The sequence below is a fragment of the Bacillus sp. B1(2022) genome, from assembly GCF_040259625.1.
Taxonomy (GTDB): Bacteria; Bacillota; Bacilli; order Bacillales; family Bacillaceae; genus Bacillus; species Bacillus velezensis.
Map to the genome: position 1 here is coordinate 65,461 of NZ_JANIFO010000001.1, position 14,006 is coordinate 79,466.

Annotated in this window: 15 protein-coding genes and 1 pseudogene; 7 read left to right on the plus strand and 9 right to left on the minus strand. The window is 43.1% G+C overall.

Annotated elements, in window-relative coordinates; all coding sequences use genetic code 11:
• Nucleotides 1-6: 6 nt before the first annotated feature.
• The gene (locus NQS30_RS00350; RefSeq protein WP_015240781.1) at nucleotides 7-2,079 is read right to left on the minus strand and encodes a transglycosylase domain-containing protein; all 2,073 of its coding nucleotides are present in this window, start codon (nucleotides 2,077-2,079) and stop codon (nucleotides 7-9) included.
• Between the two features lie 199 nt (nucleotides 2,080-2,278).
• On the opposite strand from NQS30_RS00350, the gene speE reads away from it, so the two are divergent.
• From speE to NQS30_RS00365, 3 genes are all read left to right on the plus strand, one after another.
• On the plus strand, nucleotides 2,279-3,109 hold the full coding sequence (speE, locus tag NQS30_RS00355) for a spermidine synthase (protein ID WP_003151052.1): 831 nt from the start codon (nucleotides 2,279-2,281) through the stop codon (nucleotides 3,107-3,109).
• 58 nt (nucleotides 3,110-3,167) lie between these two features.
• Nucleotides 3,168-4,040, plus strand: a complete 873-nt coding sequence (gene speB / locus NQS30_RS00360) for an agmatinase (RefSeq protein ID WP_095352572.1) — start codon at nucleotides 3,168-3,170, stop codon at nucleotides 4,038-4,040.
• A 167-nt stretch (nucleotides 4,041-4,207) separates the two neighbouring features.
• Nucleotides 4,208-4,426, plus strand: a complete 219-nt coding sequence (locus tag NQS30_RS00365; protein ID WP_003151056.1) for a helix-turn-helix transcriptional regulator — start codon at nucleotides 4,208-4,210, stop codon at nucleotides 4,424-4,426.
• A 590-nt stretch (nucleotides 4,427-5,016) separates the two neighbouring features.
• Here NQS30_RS00365 and NQS30_RS00370 read toward each other — a convergent pair.
• The 7 genes from NQS30_RS00370 to NQS30_RS00400 form a co-directional block, all read right to left on the minus strand.
• Complete coding sequence (locus tag NQS30_RS00370; protein WP_031304384.1) at nucleotides 5,017-5,529, minus strand: stage II sporulation protein M; 513 nt, start codon at nucleotides 5,527-5,529, stop codon at nucleotides 5,017-5,019.
• 43 nt (nucleotides 5,530-5,572) lie between these two features.
• Complete coding sequence (locus tag NQS30_RS00375; RefSeq protein WP_007407643.1) at nucleotides 5,573-5,854, minus strand: hypothetical protein; 282 nt, start codon at nucleotides 5,852-5,854, stop codon at nucleotides 5,573-5,575.
• A 185-nt stretch (nucleotides 5,855-6,039) separates the two neighbouring features.
• A complete protein-coding gene (locus NQS30_RS00380; protein WP_007407642.1) occupies nucleotides 6,040-6,225 on the minus strand; it encodes a DUF4177 domain-containing protein in 186 nt (61 codons plus the stop codon).
• 34 nt (nucleotides 6,226-6,259) lie between these two features.
• Nucleotides 6,260-6,463, minus strand: coding sequence for a hypothetical protein (locus NQS30_RS00385; RefSeq protein WP_007407641.1), 204 nt, complete (start codon nucleotides 6,461-6,463; stop codon nucleotides 6,260-6,262).
• Between the two features lie 13 nt (nucleotides 6,464-6,476).
• Complete coding sequence (locus NQS30_RS00390) at nucleotides 6,477-6,680, minus strand: helix-turn-helix transcriptional regulator (protein ID WP_007407640.1); 204 nt, start codon at nucleotides 6,678-6,680, stop codon at nucleotides 6,477-6,479.
• Nucleotides 6,681-6,877: 197 nt separating this feature from the next.
• On the minus strand, nucleotides 6,878-6,997 hold the full coding sequence (locus NQS30_RS00395) for a PhrC/PhrF family phosphatase-inhibitory pheromone (RefSeq protein WP_015240778.1): 120 nt from the start codon (nucleotides 6,995-6,997) through the stop codon (nucleotides 6,878-6,880).
• Nucleotides 6,981-8,126 carry a response regulator aspartate phosphatase gene (locus tag NQS30_RS00400; RefSeq protein WP_015240777.1) on the minus strand — a complete coding sequence of 382 codons (1,146 nt, stop codon included), beginning with the start codon at nucleotides 8,124-8,126 and terminating at the stop codon, nucleotides 6,981-6,983. Before NQS30_RS00400 ends, NQS30_RS00395 begins: the two co-directional genes overlap by 17 nt.
• A gap of 230 nt (nucleotides 8,127-8,356) precedes the next feature.
• Between NQS30_RS00400 and NQS30_RS00405 the strand changes: the two genes are divergently transcribed.
• Complete coding sequence (locus NQS30_RS00405) at nucleotides 8,357-9,712, plus strand: YncE family protein (RefSeq protein WP_015240776.1); 1,356 nt, start codon at nucleotides 8,357-8,359, stop codon at nucleotides 9,710-9,712.
• A gap of 39 nt (nucleotides 9,713-9,751) precedes the next feature.
• Nucleotides 9,752-11,128: a YncE family protein gene (locus tag NQS30_RS00410; RefSeq protein ID WP_046702210.1), complete on the plus strand. Its 1,377-nt coding sequence runs from the start codon at nucleotides 9,752-9,754 to the stop codon at nucleotides 11,126-11,128.
• Nucleotides 11,129-11,134: 6 nt separating this feature from the next.
• Here NQS30_RS00410 and NQS30_RS00415 read toward each other — a convergent pair.
• A pseudogene (locus NQS30_RS00415) lies at nucleotides 11,135-11,647 on the minus strand (bacteriocin biosynthesis protein AlbG); the annotation flags it as partial.
• 153 nt (nucleotides 11,648-11,800) lie between these two features.
• On the opposite strand from NQS30_RS00415, the gene NQS30_RS00420 reads away from it, so the two are divergent.
• A complete protein-coding gene (locus NQS30_RS00420; RefSeq protein ID WP_007407634.1) occupies nucleotides 11,801-12,229 on the plus strand; it encodes a YwiB family protein in 429 nt (142 codons plus the stop codon).
• Nucleotides 12,226-13,896 carry an arginine--tRNA ligase gene (gene argS, locus NQS30_RS00425; RefSeq protein WP_014419127.1) on the plus strand — a complete coding sequence of 557 codons (1,671 nt, stop codon included), beginning with the start codon at nucleotides 12,226-12,228 and terminating at the stop codon, nucleotides 13,894-13,896. Before NQS30_RS00420 ends, argS begins: the two co-directional genes overlap by 4 nt.
• Nucleotides 13,897-14,006: the final 110 nt, after the last annotated feature.

Here is a 14,006-nt window from a genome sequence, read left to right on the forward strand (position 1 = left end):
CCGGGCTCAGTCTTTTTTGCCGAGCCACTTATCCCACCATTTTTTGCGCGGAGCTTCTTTGCGGGCGGGGGCGTGTTCCTTTTCTTTTTTAGAAGGTTCCGGTCCGTAGCACACATCCGCGGGCTCAGTGCCTGCGATGAAATACGTATAATGCTTTGCGGCGCAGCCGGGTCCCGAAGTGTAGCCGGAAGCGGGATCGATATAGACGCCCGTGACGCCCTTCGGCGGTTTAAGCGCTATTTCCGGTTCTCCTTCGAGCGCCTTCTCCATAAAGTCCGCCCAAATCGTCTTCGCATAGCTTTTTTCCTCTACTGAATCAATCGTGCTGCTTTTGTCATAACCTGTCCATACACCGGCGGCAAGAGCAGGGTTAAAGCCGATCATCCAGCTGTCTGCGCTCGTCGTGCCTGATTTACCGCCATAGGTTCGGGTCAGCCGGTCAGAAATGGTGCGTCCAGTGACGGAAGTATAGCCGTTTAAATCCTGATCAAACATGCCCGTCATCATGCTCGCCGTCACAAAAGCGGCTTTTTTATCAAGTGTCTGCTGATGTCCGCGCGGCTGTTCATACAAGATGTTGCCGGCGGTATCCGTCACTTTTGTGATAAAGGAAGGGGTGATTTGTTTTCCCCCGTTTGCGAGCATCGCGTAGGCATTAACCATCTCAATCGGGCGCACGGGTTCAGTTCCGAGCGCCAGAGACGGAAGAGGCTTTAAATGTTCGCTGATGCCGAATTCCTTTGCCGCCGACACGAGCTTATTCATGCCGAGAAAGAGATGGGTCTTCACGGCATAAATGTTGTCTGATAACGCAAGCGCCTGAAGCAGCGTAATCGGTTTATTGGCGTAGTAGCCGTTGTAATTGCTTGGAGAATAAGTATCTCCGTTGTCGTCAATCTGGAACTCTGTGGCTTCGCTTTTCATCAGCGTGACCGGTGTAAAGCCGCTTTGAATCGCTTTGTAGTACAAAAGCGGCTTGATCGTGGAAGCGGGCTGCCGTTTCGCCTGTGTCGCCCGGTCAAACGGGCTTTTTTCGTAGTCACGTCCGCCGAGAAGCGCAAGCACGCGCCCTGTTGCCGGATCAATCGCGGAAAAGCCGACCTGAATGTCAGAGCCGGTACGGATCGTATGTGCCACAGTGTTTTCCGCAATCCGCTGCATGCGCTTATCAAGCGTCGTATAAACACGCAATCCGCTCGTTGCCAGCTGTTCGCGCGTCATGCCGAGCTTTTTCTCGAGTTCTTTCATCGCATCATCGTAAAAATAAGGCGCCGTTTTCGCCGCGGTTCTGTTTTTCAGCGGCTGATAGGCAAGCGGCGTTTTCTTAAGCCTTTCCGCCTTTTCTTTTGAGATCATTTTTTGGCCGATCATCAGTCGGAGAATGGTTTCCTGGCGCTGTTTGGCCTTCTTTTCGCTGACATATGGCGAATAGCCGGACGGGCCTTTCGGTATGCCCGCCAAAAGCACGGCTTCCGCATCGTTCAGATCTTTGGCGTGTTTGCCGAAATACAGGCGCGAGGCGGCTTCAATTCCATATGCGCCGTGGCCGTAATATATCGTATTTACATAACCTTCTAAAATCTCGTTTTTAGAATAGTTCTGTTCAAGGCGGATCGTGTAAAAGGCTTCATTCCATTTTCGTTTCCATGTCTTATCATGCTCAAGGTAGAGATTTCTCGCGTATTGCTGGGTGATGGTGCTTGCGCCCTGAACCTTGGCCATTGCCTTTATGTCAGCCAGCGCGGCGGCGGCCATCCGCCGGTAATCAAAACCGTGGTGATTGTAAAAGTTTTGATCCTCCACCGCTATGGCGGCCTGCACCGCTATCGGATTGATATCTTTTAACCGGACCCAGTAGCGCTTTTCCCCGAAATCGGTCTCACCTAGCTTTGAGCCGTCATTTGCATAAAGAATCGTAGACTGAGGAACCCGGACGGAGGGGGCCCCCTGCCATTTCGCTGCAAGAAGAACGGATGTGAAGCAGACGCCGGCCAGCATTCCGCCGATCAGTGTCAGAAAGATGCAGGCACGGATGATTTTGAATGTGATTCTGAGCTGTTTTCCAGATACTTTATCCACTTTTGGGGACCCCCTTTTTCATGATTCTATTATTATGTGAAAAAAGGGGGTTTTTTAAACATATCAAACCGGACACTTCTTTACTTTTTCCCCGCCATCCTCTATACTTTTTCCTTAGGTGAAAATGAGATTTTAACCGGAATAAAAGCGATACAGACGCTTACAATAAATGAAATAAGCCTTGAAAGGGAGATGACAATTGAGCGAGCTTTGGTATACGGAGAAGCAGACGAAGAATTTCGGCATTACATTAAAGGTGAAACAAACATTACATACGGAACAGACGGAATTTCAGCATCTGGAAATGGTGGAGACAGAAGAATTCGGCAACATGCTGTTCTTAGACGGAATGGTCATGACTTCTGAAAAAGACGAATTCGTCTATCATGAAATGGTTGCGCACGTCCCGTTATTTACGCACCCGAATCCGGAAAACGTCCTCGTTGTCGGCGGCGGAGACGGCGGTGTCATCAGAGAGATTCTGAAGCACCCAAGCGTAAAAAAAGCGACGCTTGTCGACATTGACGGCAAGGTTATTGAATACTCTAAAAAATTCCTTCCGTCCATTGCGGGCAAGCTTGATGATCCGCGCGTCGACGTGAGAGTCGATGACGGTTTCATGCACATTGCGAAATCAGAGAATGAGTATGACGTCATCATGGTTGATTCAACAGAACCGGTCGGACCGGCCGTCAATCTGTTCTCAAAAGGCTTCTATGCCGGAATTTCCAAGGCGTTAAAAGAAGACGGCATCTTCGTCGCGCAGACGGACAACCCGTGGTTTACACCGGAACTGATTACAAACGTACAGCGTGACGTGAAAGAAATCTTCCCGATCACCCGCCTGTATACGGCTAATATCCCGACGTACCCGAGCGGCTTGTGGACATTTACGATCGGTTCTAAAAAGTACGATCCGCTTGAAGTGGAGGACAGCCGTTTCTTTGACATCGACACGAAATATTACACGAAAGAGCTTCACAAAGCGGCATTTGTTCTTCCGAAATTTGTGAGCGACTTAATCAAATAAAAACGTACGGCGCAGGAGCGAATCTTGCGCTTTTTTACAGGAAAGCGAGGGTTTTATCATGAGGTTTGATGAAGCATATTCAGGAAAAGTATTTATCGCAAGCCGCCCCGACTGGAAAGAGGCGGACGCCATCCTTTACGGCATGCCGATGGATTGGACGGTCAGCTACCGTCCGGGTTCGCGTTTCGGCCCGGGGAGAATCCGCGAGGTGTCTATCGGTCTTGAAGAATACAGCCCGTATCTCGACCGTGACTTGGCTGATTTGAATTTCTTTGACGCCGGCGACATTCCGCTTCCGTTCGGCAATCCGCAAAGAAGCCTTGATATGATTGAAGAATACGTGGACAGCATTTTAGAAAAAGGAAAGTTCCCGCTCGGCATGGGAGGGGAGCACCTTGTATCATGGCCTGTCATAAAAGCCATGTATAAGAAGTTTCCGGACCTTGCCATCATTCATTTTGACGCGCACACCGACCTGCGCACGGATTATGAAGGTGAACCGCTTTCCCACTCTACTCCGATCCGCAAAGCGGCCGAGCTCATCGGACCGCAAAACGTATTTTCATTCGGCATCCGTTCCGGAATGAAGGAAGAATTTGAATGGGCGAAAGAAAACGGCATGCACATTTCTAAGTTTGAAGTGCTTGAGCCGCTGAAAAAAGTGCTGCCGCAGCTTGCGGGACGCCCTGTTTATGTCACCATCGATATCGACGTTCTTGATCCCGCTCATGCGCCGGGAACGGGCACGGTTGACGCAGGAGGCATCACGTCTAAAGAATTGCTCGCGTCCATCCATGAAATCGCGCGCTCAGAAGTCAATGTAAAAGGCGCTGACCTCGTAGAAGTTGCGCCGATCTATGACCACTCAGAACAAACCGCAAACACGGCAAGCAAGATGATTCGTGAAATGCTGCTTGGGTTTGTGAAATAAAAGAAAATCCCCCGCTTGAAACATACGGGGGATTTTTATATTGTATATAAACTACTTAGAAGTTAGTAAAAGCAACATAATATTTTACCATTAATATTTGATGTTATTGATAAAAATTATATAATAGGGTATTATTTAGTAAATACATTTTTAGAAAGGAAGTTAGAATGAAAACAGCAGTAGAAAATGAATTGGAATTAAAAAAGATTGAAATTTCAGTAATTAAACTGATAATTGCTGAAAAACCTAATAAAGAGATCGCTAAGTCATTAAACTACTCGCAGCGTAATGTCGAATATATCATAGCCGGTCTCTGTAAAAAGTGGAATGTGAGTACTAGAGTCGGTATTGTTTCGGAAGCATATAAAAGGAATTGTATACAGTGAACGAAATGAAAGAAAAACCCCTATTGAGGGGGTTTATTTATATATGCTAAAAAAACATTCTATACAGGAATGCCGTAAAAATAAAAACTGAGATTGTCAGGTAGTTCAAATTTGTTCTCCATTTTAGAAGAATAAACAAAAGAAATAAGTATGCAATATTGAACAAATCAAAGATAGAAAAAATCAAATGATTACTTGTGAAAAATAAACTAGTGTTTGGATGTTCCGCGAAAATGTTTTTGAATGATATAAGAAAAAACTTAATTGCGACCGGGATGTTAGAAAACATAAATAGGGAATAAAAGGTTTTAATCTTAATTTGAGCGCCAAGAAAATTTATAATGAGAAATAATACAAATCCTTCAAAAATCACCCCGAACATTAAAAGAAACAGTGCGGCTATCGCAATGATATAATCTAAATGTTTTACTTGCTCAACAACTTGTATAGGGATGTTTTTGGGAATTAAACTTTTCATAAAAGGCAATAGGGAACTTAAATAAAAAGCTAACCCGATAATATAAAACAAAAATGAGGACAAAAAATTAATGTTTCGGTCCTTAAATGAAGATAATTCAATTTGCATAATCCTAAGAGACTCCTTTTATAAAGATAGGTGTAATAAATGTTTCTAACATAGCTGCTATCATTAAACCGAGAAATATAATACCAATATATTTAAAAGTGAATTTTAAATTTATTTTGAGGAGTAATAAATCCAAAGTTAATTTCATTCCTACAGAAGCTGCAAGAAGCAATACCGGGACTTCAATTATTCCATGGGGTATAACAAGCAGTAAAAGGTTTAAATTGTCTTTGATGTTTCCTATGGCATTTCCTAAAATTAATCCATTAATAATTAAAACTGCAATCGTGCCAAGTGACAGCGTCAACGGGCCTAAAAAAACAAGCAGACTCGCTACTTTAATATTATTAAAGAAAATCTGAAAAAAATCCGGACGGATATTTCGATTTAGATTATTTACATTTGAAGCGGGATCTGTATAAAAATATGCTGTAAATAAAGCAATTAAAAATAAGATCAGACAGAGTATGTACAATTTGACTAAAACGTTCTTTTTAAACAAAGTATTTTCATCCATTCGTTTAAGGGACTGCCAGGGATATTGAATTTAATGTTTTATATTAAGCTGCTGCTGTACTTGCTGCAGCCAATTGTTCTAAAACGGCTAATGGCAAGCCTGCACCAAGAGATCCTAAAACAGTAATGATAGCCAGGACTGAACCCGTTGCAGTGATAGCACTGACAATCCAACTAGGAGCTATTATTCCAGCTCTGTTTAAAATATCGATGACATCCATGCTTAAATGATTATGTTTTATACTGAAAAGAGCGAGAACAATGATTCCTGATGCTACTAATGTAAAAATCGCTTTACTATTTTGTGTTTTTAAAAGTAGACTCATTTTTTCCTCCAATTTTTTCAATATCCCCAGCAAGTTAAATAATAAAATATATTGGAAGCTATTTGAATTGCGGATTTCCGAAAAAATATTTAAGAGGTGAAATCCGTTAAGTTATCTGCTGGCTTATTTCAGTACAAAGAAAGCCGGACCATATGTATGATCCGGCTTTCTTTGTACTGAAACATTTATACTTTTTTTTCAAGAATAATATCAAAATAATCGGCTGCCCCATAACCTGAAATAGGAGGAGCAAATATTTGAACCAGCTTCCATCCTTGCTGCGAATACTTTTCAATAATTTCTTTATAGTCTTCTTTAGGCTTTCCTTTCCATCGGTTTACTTCTACTTTTATAAACTTATATTCGTACATTGCTGTATAATCCTCCGGAAGTGTATTGGAATTGTTACCTTGTTTTTCGATTATGATAAACTTGAATCCATAAATAGAGCGCGCAGCCTATTAAAAGTATTGGAAATTGCCATCCTGTATTTCCGTTTTTAAAATAATCTATTAATGACCATATCAGTAAAGCGACAGTATAAAAACTAAATGCTATTCTGGCGGCTATACCCGATTGGTGTTTTTGCATCTCATCCATTTTCTTCATAAGAACCGCTCCCTTACTTTTTTTTGGCGTTATAGTTGAATACTTTATCTATTCCCGTATTTAATGCGTGAGCTATCGAAAAAGCCAGACTTAAAGTCGGGTCATATTTATTATTTTCAATTGCATTGATGGTTTGCCTGGTCACATTGCAGAGCTTAGCCAGATCATTTTGTGAAATATCAGCTGCTGTTCTAAGTTTTTTAATATTGTTATCCACTAAAACCCTCCTTAAATATTTTTGTTTTTATTTTAAATTTTCAAATTTATATATATTTATTTTAAATAATATATGTATATGTGTCAAATACTTTTTACACATTTGAATTTTAAAGTATACTTTTTGTTTTTGCAAATTAGTTGTTTATATAAAAAACGGCTTGCAGTTTAACCTGCAAGCCTAAAAGTAATCATCATTTAAATCATTCCGCGCTGAGCAACTTCAAATTGATGTTTCGGTGCACTTGCGATGTCGGCTGAAACAAAAACAGTGCTTATTGCCAAGCAAGTAAGTGCTAATTTATACTTCAATTTCATACAACTTCACACCTCCTTGAATCTGCTGTCTTGTTTCTTCCACCTTTAAAAAATATGCGGAAGCCTTCTCGAAATTTTCTCTTTCATGATAATATTTTGCCACATCTAAGGCAAAATCTTCAAGATCAGCATACATCGATTTATCTCTGAGAAAGTCAAAACATTCCATGATTGCTTCTTCATCAGGCTCACCGACATACAAAGATTCCAAAAATTCATACTCGACTATATATAGGGAATCTTCTGCCTCCTCTGCATAAGATACCCCTTTGTCATGATATTGTCTGGCTATGGCCATATTTCCGATTTTATAATGTATTTGTGTGATTAAGAAATAGGCTTGCGGGAGAGAAGTGATGATGTTCCCATCTTCAAAAACAGCTATTGCCCGTTTTATGTAATCAATGGCTGGTTTGTAATTTTCTTGGCTGTTAAAACAAAGTCCGATATTATATAGAGTCCGGCCCATTAATTGTGGCTGCTGTTCTGCCTCTGCCATGGCATAAGCCTTTTTAAAATGCTGAATTGCTTCATCATATTGCTTTAAGTCAAGAAAGTTGGTAGCGAACAATGAATGGCACTGAAGCACCCTTATATTATATGCCTCCTGCTTATGATAAATTTCATAAGCCTGCCGGGCATAATCCATAGAAAAATATGTCTGTTTCATATAATAGTAGGACTCTGACATCTTAAAATAAAATTCAGCTTTCTCGATACAATCTTTGACAAAATCAAGCTTATATTCAGCTTTCTTAAAAAACTGAATCGCTGAAAGATATTCACGGCATTCCAGCTCATACATCCCCCGGAAAAAATTAAAATAATAATCAAGACGTCCGGTCAGCCGGGCCTGCTTTTTATCAATATCCGCGAGCAGATCCGATAGTCTCGGCTGTTCTTCTATCCGCTGCGATTCAAGCGGTTCGAGGTATTCGAGCATCAGATTGTGGCGGAATTCCATGAGAGAATAGTATAGATGAAGATCCTGATCATCTTCCAGACCTGCAAGTTCTTCTTTGATTTCTCTCCGCAAGTACTCGGCGTCCGGGATGCTGAACCTTCGAATGTACATATACCATTCGTTGATTTTTTCTCCAACCGCTGAAGATGATAAAACACTCGCCACTATTCCGAATCCCTCCCTTCCACGTTATGTATATGACATATTTTATCATTTTCATTCGGAAGGATAGCGCAAAAATACCGCAATGTTTTCTTTCGTTAAAACCGCATGTCTGCGGATATCATTTCAAAAATCCACTATTATCCCCACAATTTGTACAAGCAAACAAATCCACCTTCCCATATTCTGTTGTATCTGCGTGAGCAGTGTATGTCTGAAAAGGAAGTGAAGATATGAGAAATAACAAGCTTTCCTTTAAAGAAAAAGCAGGAGCCGCACAAGAAGAATGTTTATGTTTTTGCGAGGAAGAAGCAAGCCGTGAAGCGATGTTTCAAGCGCCGATTGAATTGCCTGAGGGGTTTGTCGTTGATCCGGCTGAAGCTGTTGCAAACGTGACGTGGAATGCAGACAGCCTTTCTTGTGTCATTGAACGCTGTTTCATTGAGACGGGGCCTGAGCCTGATGAAATCGGTGTTCAATTCGCAGTGCGCCTGCAGGGAACTGTTACGCTTCTCGTCAGTGTCTCACCAGTGCGAAATCAATATGGACAAGGGAACGGGTCTGTTTCTGTCATCCGCAATGCAGAGATTGACCAAGTCGTCTATTATTCTGATGAACCCGATGATTGCCCGGATGTCAGTGACATTACGATCGAGAACCTTATTGTCGTTCCGCCATTCTATGGCAGTCCTTTATCGGTGACGGGCACGATTGTGTTTGTTCCTGAGCCGGAACCCGTTTATGCGTTTACAGCGAATCCAAATGATCAATCAGTTTCTGTGATTGATACAAACACTCATACTGTTGTGACAACGATTGCTCTACCGTACCGGCCGACAGGTATTGAAATAACTCCGGATAAAAGCGCTGTGTTTGTTTTGCACTTCAACAATAATGTGATTTCTGTCATCGATTATGACACTTTAACAGTGACAGCATCCATACTGCTGGATCAGCCGCCTGGATCGATAAAATGTATCCCAAATCATGAGTTTGCTTATGTTCTCGGCGATACTGCGATTTATGTGATTGGAATTGATACGTTAACTGTGGATAGGTCGATTCCTGTGGAAGGATTTGATTTTGCAATTGATCCCAATGGGTTATTCGCCTATGTTCTTGATTTTGGTTTAGTGCAAAAAGTGGACCTATTCACCGGTGAAGTCACAGGAACGATTGAACGAGAGCTTATCGTATCATCCATAGAAACAAATTGGCCGGAGCGGTATGCGTATGTCTTAGAACAAGAATTCTTATTCAATTATTTGACGGTTATTGACTTAAATACGTTTACGATCAGCATTACCCAAGAGCTGGAGCCTGATGGCCAATATGTAATGTTTACGAGTGGATCAGAGGTGTATTTACATGACAGCTTCACTGGCAATTTATATGCTGTCAGTCCGAATGGTGCAGGCGTTATAGGAAATGTTCCGCAATCGGCAAGAGACTTTGCGTTTACTCCGAATGGCGAATTTCTGTATGCTGCTCATTTTTTAGAGCAGAACATCACTGTTTACAACACGGATGATTATTCTGTGGAAACTGTGATATCTCTTGGGGTTTCACCGGGAGATATTGTGATTTAACCAACTGCATGCTGTACATTTCTAAAAGGACGTGAATTCATGAAAAAGAATGATCTGTCTGCTTTACAGGAAAATTGTTTCTGTTTTTGTGATGAGGAAATTAGCAGAGAAGCGCCGTTTCAAGTGCCGATTGACATTCCCGAGGGGTTCACCATTGATTCTGCCGAAGCAGCTGCGACGGTTACATGGAGTACTGATCATTTATTATGTATCAGTGAGCCTTGCTTAATCCAGACTGGGCCGGAACCAGAAGATATCGGTGTTCGATATGCCGTGAGAGTAAAAGGGACCGTTACGCTTCTTGTCAGTGTGTCGCCTGTACGAAATCAATATGGACAAGGGGACGGGTCTGTTTCTGTGATTCATACTGAAGAGATTGATCAAGTTGTTTATTATGCAGCGCAGTCTGGCCGCTGTCCTGATTTCAGTCAAATAACAGTGGAAGATCTTCTCATTGTACCGCCTTTCTACGGCAGTCCGCTTACGGTGACCGGGACACTTGTTTTACCGCCACCGCCAGACCCTCAATCGTATGTGTTTACAGCCAATTCAGGAGACAGCACGGTTTCGGTTATTGATTCAGATTTAAACACTGTTGTAAAAACAATCCCTTTTTCTGACGTGCCAACTAATCTAGGCGTTACTTTCGATAAAGCTTTCACGTATGTCCTCCATGGGAATACCAACCTTGTCTCAGTGCTAGATAATAAAACATTAACCATCATAAATACCATCACTGTTGGAGGAGGGCCGAGAAAGGTTGAATTTGATTCAACAGATGAGTTCGCGTACGTGATGGCCGCCGGCTCTATATATATGATCAACATGGCCTCTCAATCGGTCATTGATGTCATTCCGATACCCGGCGCTTTAGACTTTGCTCTTGATCCGAATGGACAGTATGTCTATACCGCTAATGGAAGCAGTTGGTCGGTTGATAAATATGATGTAAATACTGGGCAGTTGGTAGAAAGTATCATAGATACATTTGAATTTCCCAGTTTAATTGCCACTCCTTACGCTGGAAATTTTGCGTATGTGTTGAATGGTGAGCTGCTGCCGAAAGGTGTAACGGAGATCAGTTTGTCACCATTAAGCAGGGGAGGCGACTTCAACCGTTTATTTGAAACGCTGAGGACGATTGTATTTTCTCGCGATAGCACTAGGGCTTATTTTCTAGAGCCATATAGTGAACCGTTTCTCATTAATAACTTATACGTAGTTAATACGGCTGGACAGAGGATCATTGCAAACGTGTCTCTGCCCGGCGCCTTTGACCTCGCCGTAACACCTGATAATCAGTACATTTATGCAGCACAGCCCGGCGACAATACCGTAACCGTGTACCGCACGAGTGATTATACAGCCATGACGGTGATTCCGGTTGGGACTGGTCCGTCAGCGATTGCGATGTAGCTTATTTCACAGGTTGAGAGAAGCAGAGCTGCGATAAAAAAATCGTTTATAAATAAATGAGCCGATCTGCTGGATGGCAGCCAGGATGATTAAAAACAGCAGTTCACTTATGGCGAAACTGAGCATCCGCCAAACCCCGGCTCCTGTCAGCGCTCCTTCATGCCCTTTTTTGAACAGGCTGACATGCTGGAAAAGCTGCAGCAAGTACGTCCGCATAAAATACAATAAATACAAAATCAGTAACACCGCGAGTCCCATTGATACGGCAAGGGGCGTGTGAAAGCGGAAAGGGACGGCTTTGACGATTTCGAACACGCAGCCGAATATGATGACTTGGCATAATACAGCAGCAATCACGTGTGTTTGGCGGATGTTTTTATAGCTGTCACGCAGCGCTTTGACATCGTTGGCATTTCTGCTGCACAATCTATGTTGCCGGAAGTCGCAGCAGCTTCGATGAGACTGTGTGAGTTTCTGAAAAGCTGCTGTCATGTTTTTTACGGATTGGGTGACATAGTGATATGATTTTCTCTTCTCATAAGGAACTGCTTTTTATGAGGTTTATCTTCAAATCTAATGAGCAATGATGGTAAGATAGAAGCAGTTGAAGTTTACAAGCTGAATGATTATACTATTCAAGTCAAAGTGGAATGATGAAAAGGACGTGTCAAAATGAAGCAAGAGACACCGATAACACTCCATGTGAAGTCTGTGATCGAGGATGACGGAAATGATGAAGTCATCGAATTCCGTACTACCGGATTTTACTATGTAAAACAACAAAAAGTGTATCTATCTTATTATGAAGAACACGACCTAGGCAAAGTAAAAACGATTGTGAAGGTGAGCGAAGGCGAAGTCCTGATCATGAGGTCAGGCGCTGTTAAAATGAATCAGCGTTTCATAACGGGAGCTTCCACAATTGCGAAATATAAAATGTCATTTGGTGAGCTTGAGCTGGAAACAAGCACAAAATCGATTCAATCTGATCTCGGTGAAGAAAAAGGCCGAATCAGCATCGCATATGACATGCATGTCGGAGACGGGCAGCAGCATTTACATAATATGACGATCACGTATGAGGGAGGAACTCACGCATGAACATTGCGGAACAAATGAAGGACGTGCTGAAGGAAGAAATCAAAGCGGCCGTTCTGAAAGCGGGCCTGGCGGAAGAAAGCCAGATTCCAAGCGTACTGTTAGAAACGCCGAAAGAAAAAACACACGGTGATTATTCCACAAACATGGCGATGCAGCTGGCGAGAATCGCAAAAAAAGCGCCGCGCCAAATCGCTGAGGAGATCGTGGCGTCATTTGATAAAGGCAAAGCTTCCATTGAAAAGATGGATATTGCGGGACCTGGCTTTATCAACTTTTACATGAACAACAGCTACTTAACAAAACTGATTCCGTCCGTGCTTGAAGCGGGTGAACATTACGGAGAGACAAACATCGGACAAGGCGAAAAGATTCAGGTCGAATTCGTATCAGCCAACCCGACGGGAGATCTTCACTTAGGCCATGCGCGCGGCGCGGCGGTAGGTGACGCGCTGTGCAGCGTTCTTTCTAAAGCGGGCTATGATGTGAGCCGCGAGTACTATATTAATGATGCGGGCAACCAGATTAACAACCTGGCGCTTTCCGTTGAAGTCCGTTATTTTGAAGCGCTCGGTCTCGAGAAACCGATGCCGGAAGACGGCTACCGCGGCGAGGATATTATCGCCATCGGGAAAAAGCTTGCCGAAGATTTCGGCGACCGTTTCGTACATGAAGAGGAGAGCGAACGTCAGGCGTTTTTCCGTGAATACGGCTTAAAGTACGAGCTTGATAAACTTCGCTCTGACCTGGAAAATTTCCGCGTACCGTTTGACGTATGGTATTCTGAAACGTCACTGTACGAAAACGGAAAAATTGATCAGGCGCTTGAGGCGCTTCGCGAAAAGGGCCATGTATACGAAGAGGACGGCGCGACATGGTTCCGCTCCACAACGTTCGGCGACGATAAAGACCGTGTGCTGATCAAAAAAGACGGCTCATACACTTATTTGCTGCCGGATATCGCATACCATAAAGACAAACTTGACCGCGGATTCGACAAGCTCATCAATGTATGGGGCGCGGATCACCACGGGTATATTCCGCGTATGAAAGCGGCAATTGAAGCGCTCGGTTACAAGAAAGGCACATTGGAAGTTGAGATCATTCAGCTCGTTCATTTATACAAAAACGGCGAAAAAATGAAGATGAGCAAACGTACGGGGAAAGCCGTAACGATGCGCGACCTGATTGAAGAAGTCGGCTTGGATGCCGTGCGTTATTTCTTCGCGATGCGCAGCGCTGATACGCACATGGATTTTGACTTGGATCTTGCCGTATCCACATCTAACGAAAACCCTGTGTATTATGCACAATACGCACATGCACGTATTTGCAGCATGCTTCGCCAAGGGGAGGAGCAGGGACTTAAACCGGCGGCAGATCTTGATTTCAGCCATATTCAATCAGAAAAAGAATATGACCTGCTGAAAACGATCGGCGGCTTCCCTGAGGCAGTGGCAGAAGCGGCGGAAAAACGCATTCCTCACCGTGTCACAAACTATATTTATGATCTGGCTTCCGCTCTGCACAGCTTCTACAATGCGGAGAAAGTCATCGATCCGGAAAATAAAGAGAAGAGCCGCGCGCGTCTCGCTTTAATGAAGGCGACGCAAATTACGCTGAACAATGCGCTTCAGCTGATCGGCGTATCCGCTCCGGAAAAAATGTAATGATGATCAAAGGACAAAGTCTTCGGGCTTTGTTCTTTTTTTGTATATAAAGCGTGTGATGTAATTCACAATCCCGCACACTGAGTTTTTGTATGATAAGACTGATATTG

Excerpts from the sequence above, each read along its gene's own strand:
- speB (WP_095352572.1), top strand. The coding sequence starts at position 3,168 with ATGAGGTTTGATGAAGCATATTCAGGAAAAGTATTTATCGCAAGCCGC.
- NQS30_RS00365 (WP_003151056.1), top strand. The coding sequence starts at position 4,208 with ATGAAAACAGCAGTAGAAAATGAATTGGAATTAAAAAAGATTGAAATT.
- NQS30_RS00370 (WP_031304384.1), bottom strand. The coding sequence starts at position 5,529 with ATGGATGAAAATACTTTGTTTAAAAAGAACGTTTTAGTCAAATTGTAC.
- NQS30_RS00375 (WP_007407643.1), bottom strand. The coding sequence starts at position 5,854 with ATGAGTCTACTTTTAAAAACACAAAATAGTAAAGCGATTTTTACATTA.
- NQS30_RS00380 (WP_007407642.1), bottom strand. The coding sequence starts at position 6,225 with ATGTACGAATATAAGTTTATAAAAGTAGAAGTAAACCGATGGAAAGGA.
- NQS30_RS00385 (WP_007407641.1), bottom strand. The coding sequence starts at position 6,463 with ATGAAGAAAATGGATGAGATGCAAAAACACCAATCGGGTATAGCCGCC.
- NQS30_RS00395 (WP_015240778.1), bottom strand. The coding sequence starts at position 6,997 with ATGAAATTGAAGTATAAATTAGCACTTACTTGCTTGGCAATAAGCACT.
- NQS30_RS00405 (WP_015240776.1), top strand. The coding sequence starts at position 8,357 with ATGAGAAATAACAAGCTTTCCTTTAAAGAAAAAGCAGGAGCCGCACAA.
- NQS30_RS00410 (WP_046702210.1), top strand. The coding sequence starts at position 9,752 with ATGAAAAAGAATGATCTGTCTGCTTTACAGGAAAATTGTTTCTGTTTT.
- NQS30_RS00420 (WP_007407634.1), top strand. The coding sequence starts at position 11,801 with ATGAAGCAAGAGACACCGATAACACTCCATGTGAAGTCTGTGATCGAG.
- argS (WP_014419127.1), top strand. The coding sequence starts at position 12,226 with ATGAACATTGCGGAACAAATGAAGGACGTGCTGAAGGAAGAAATCAAA.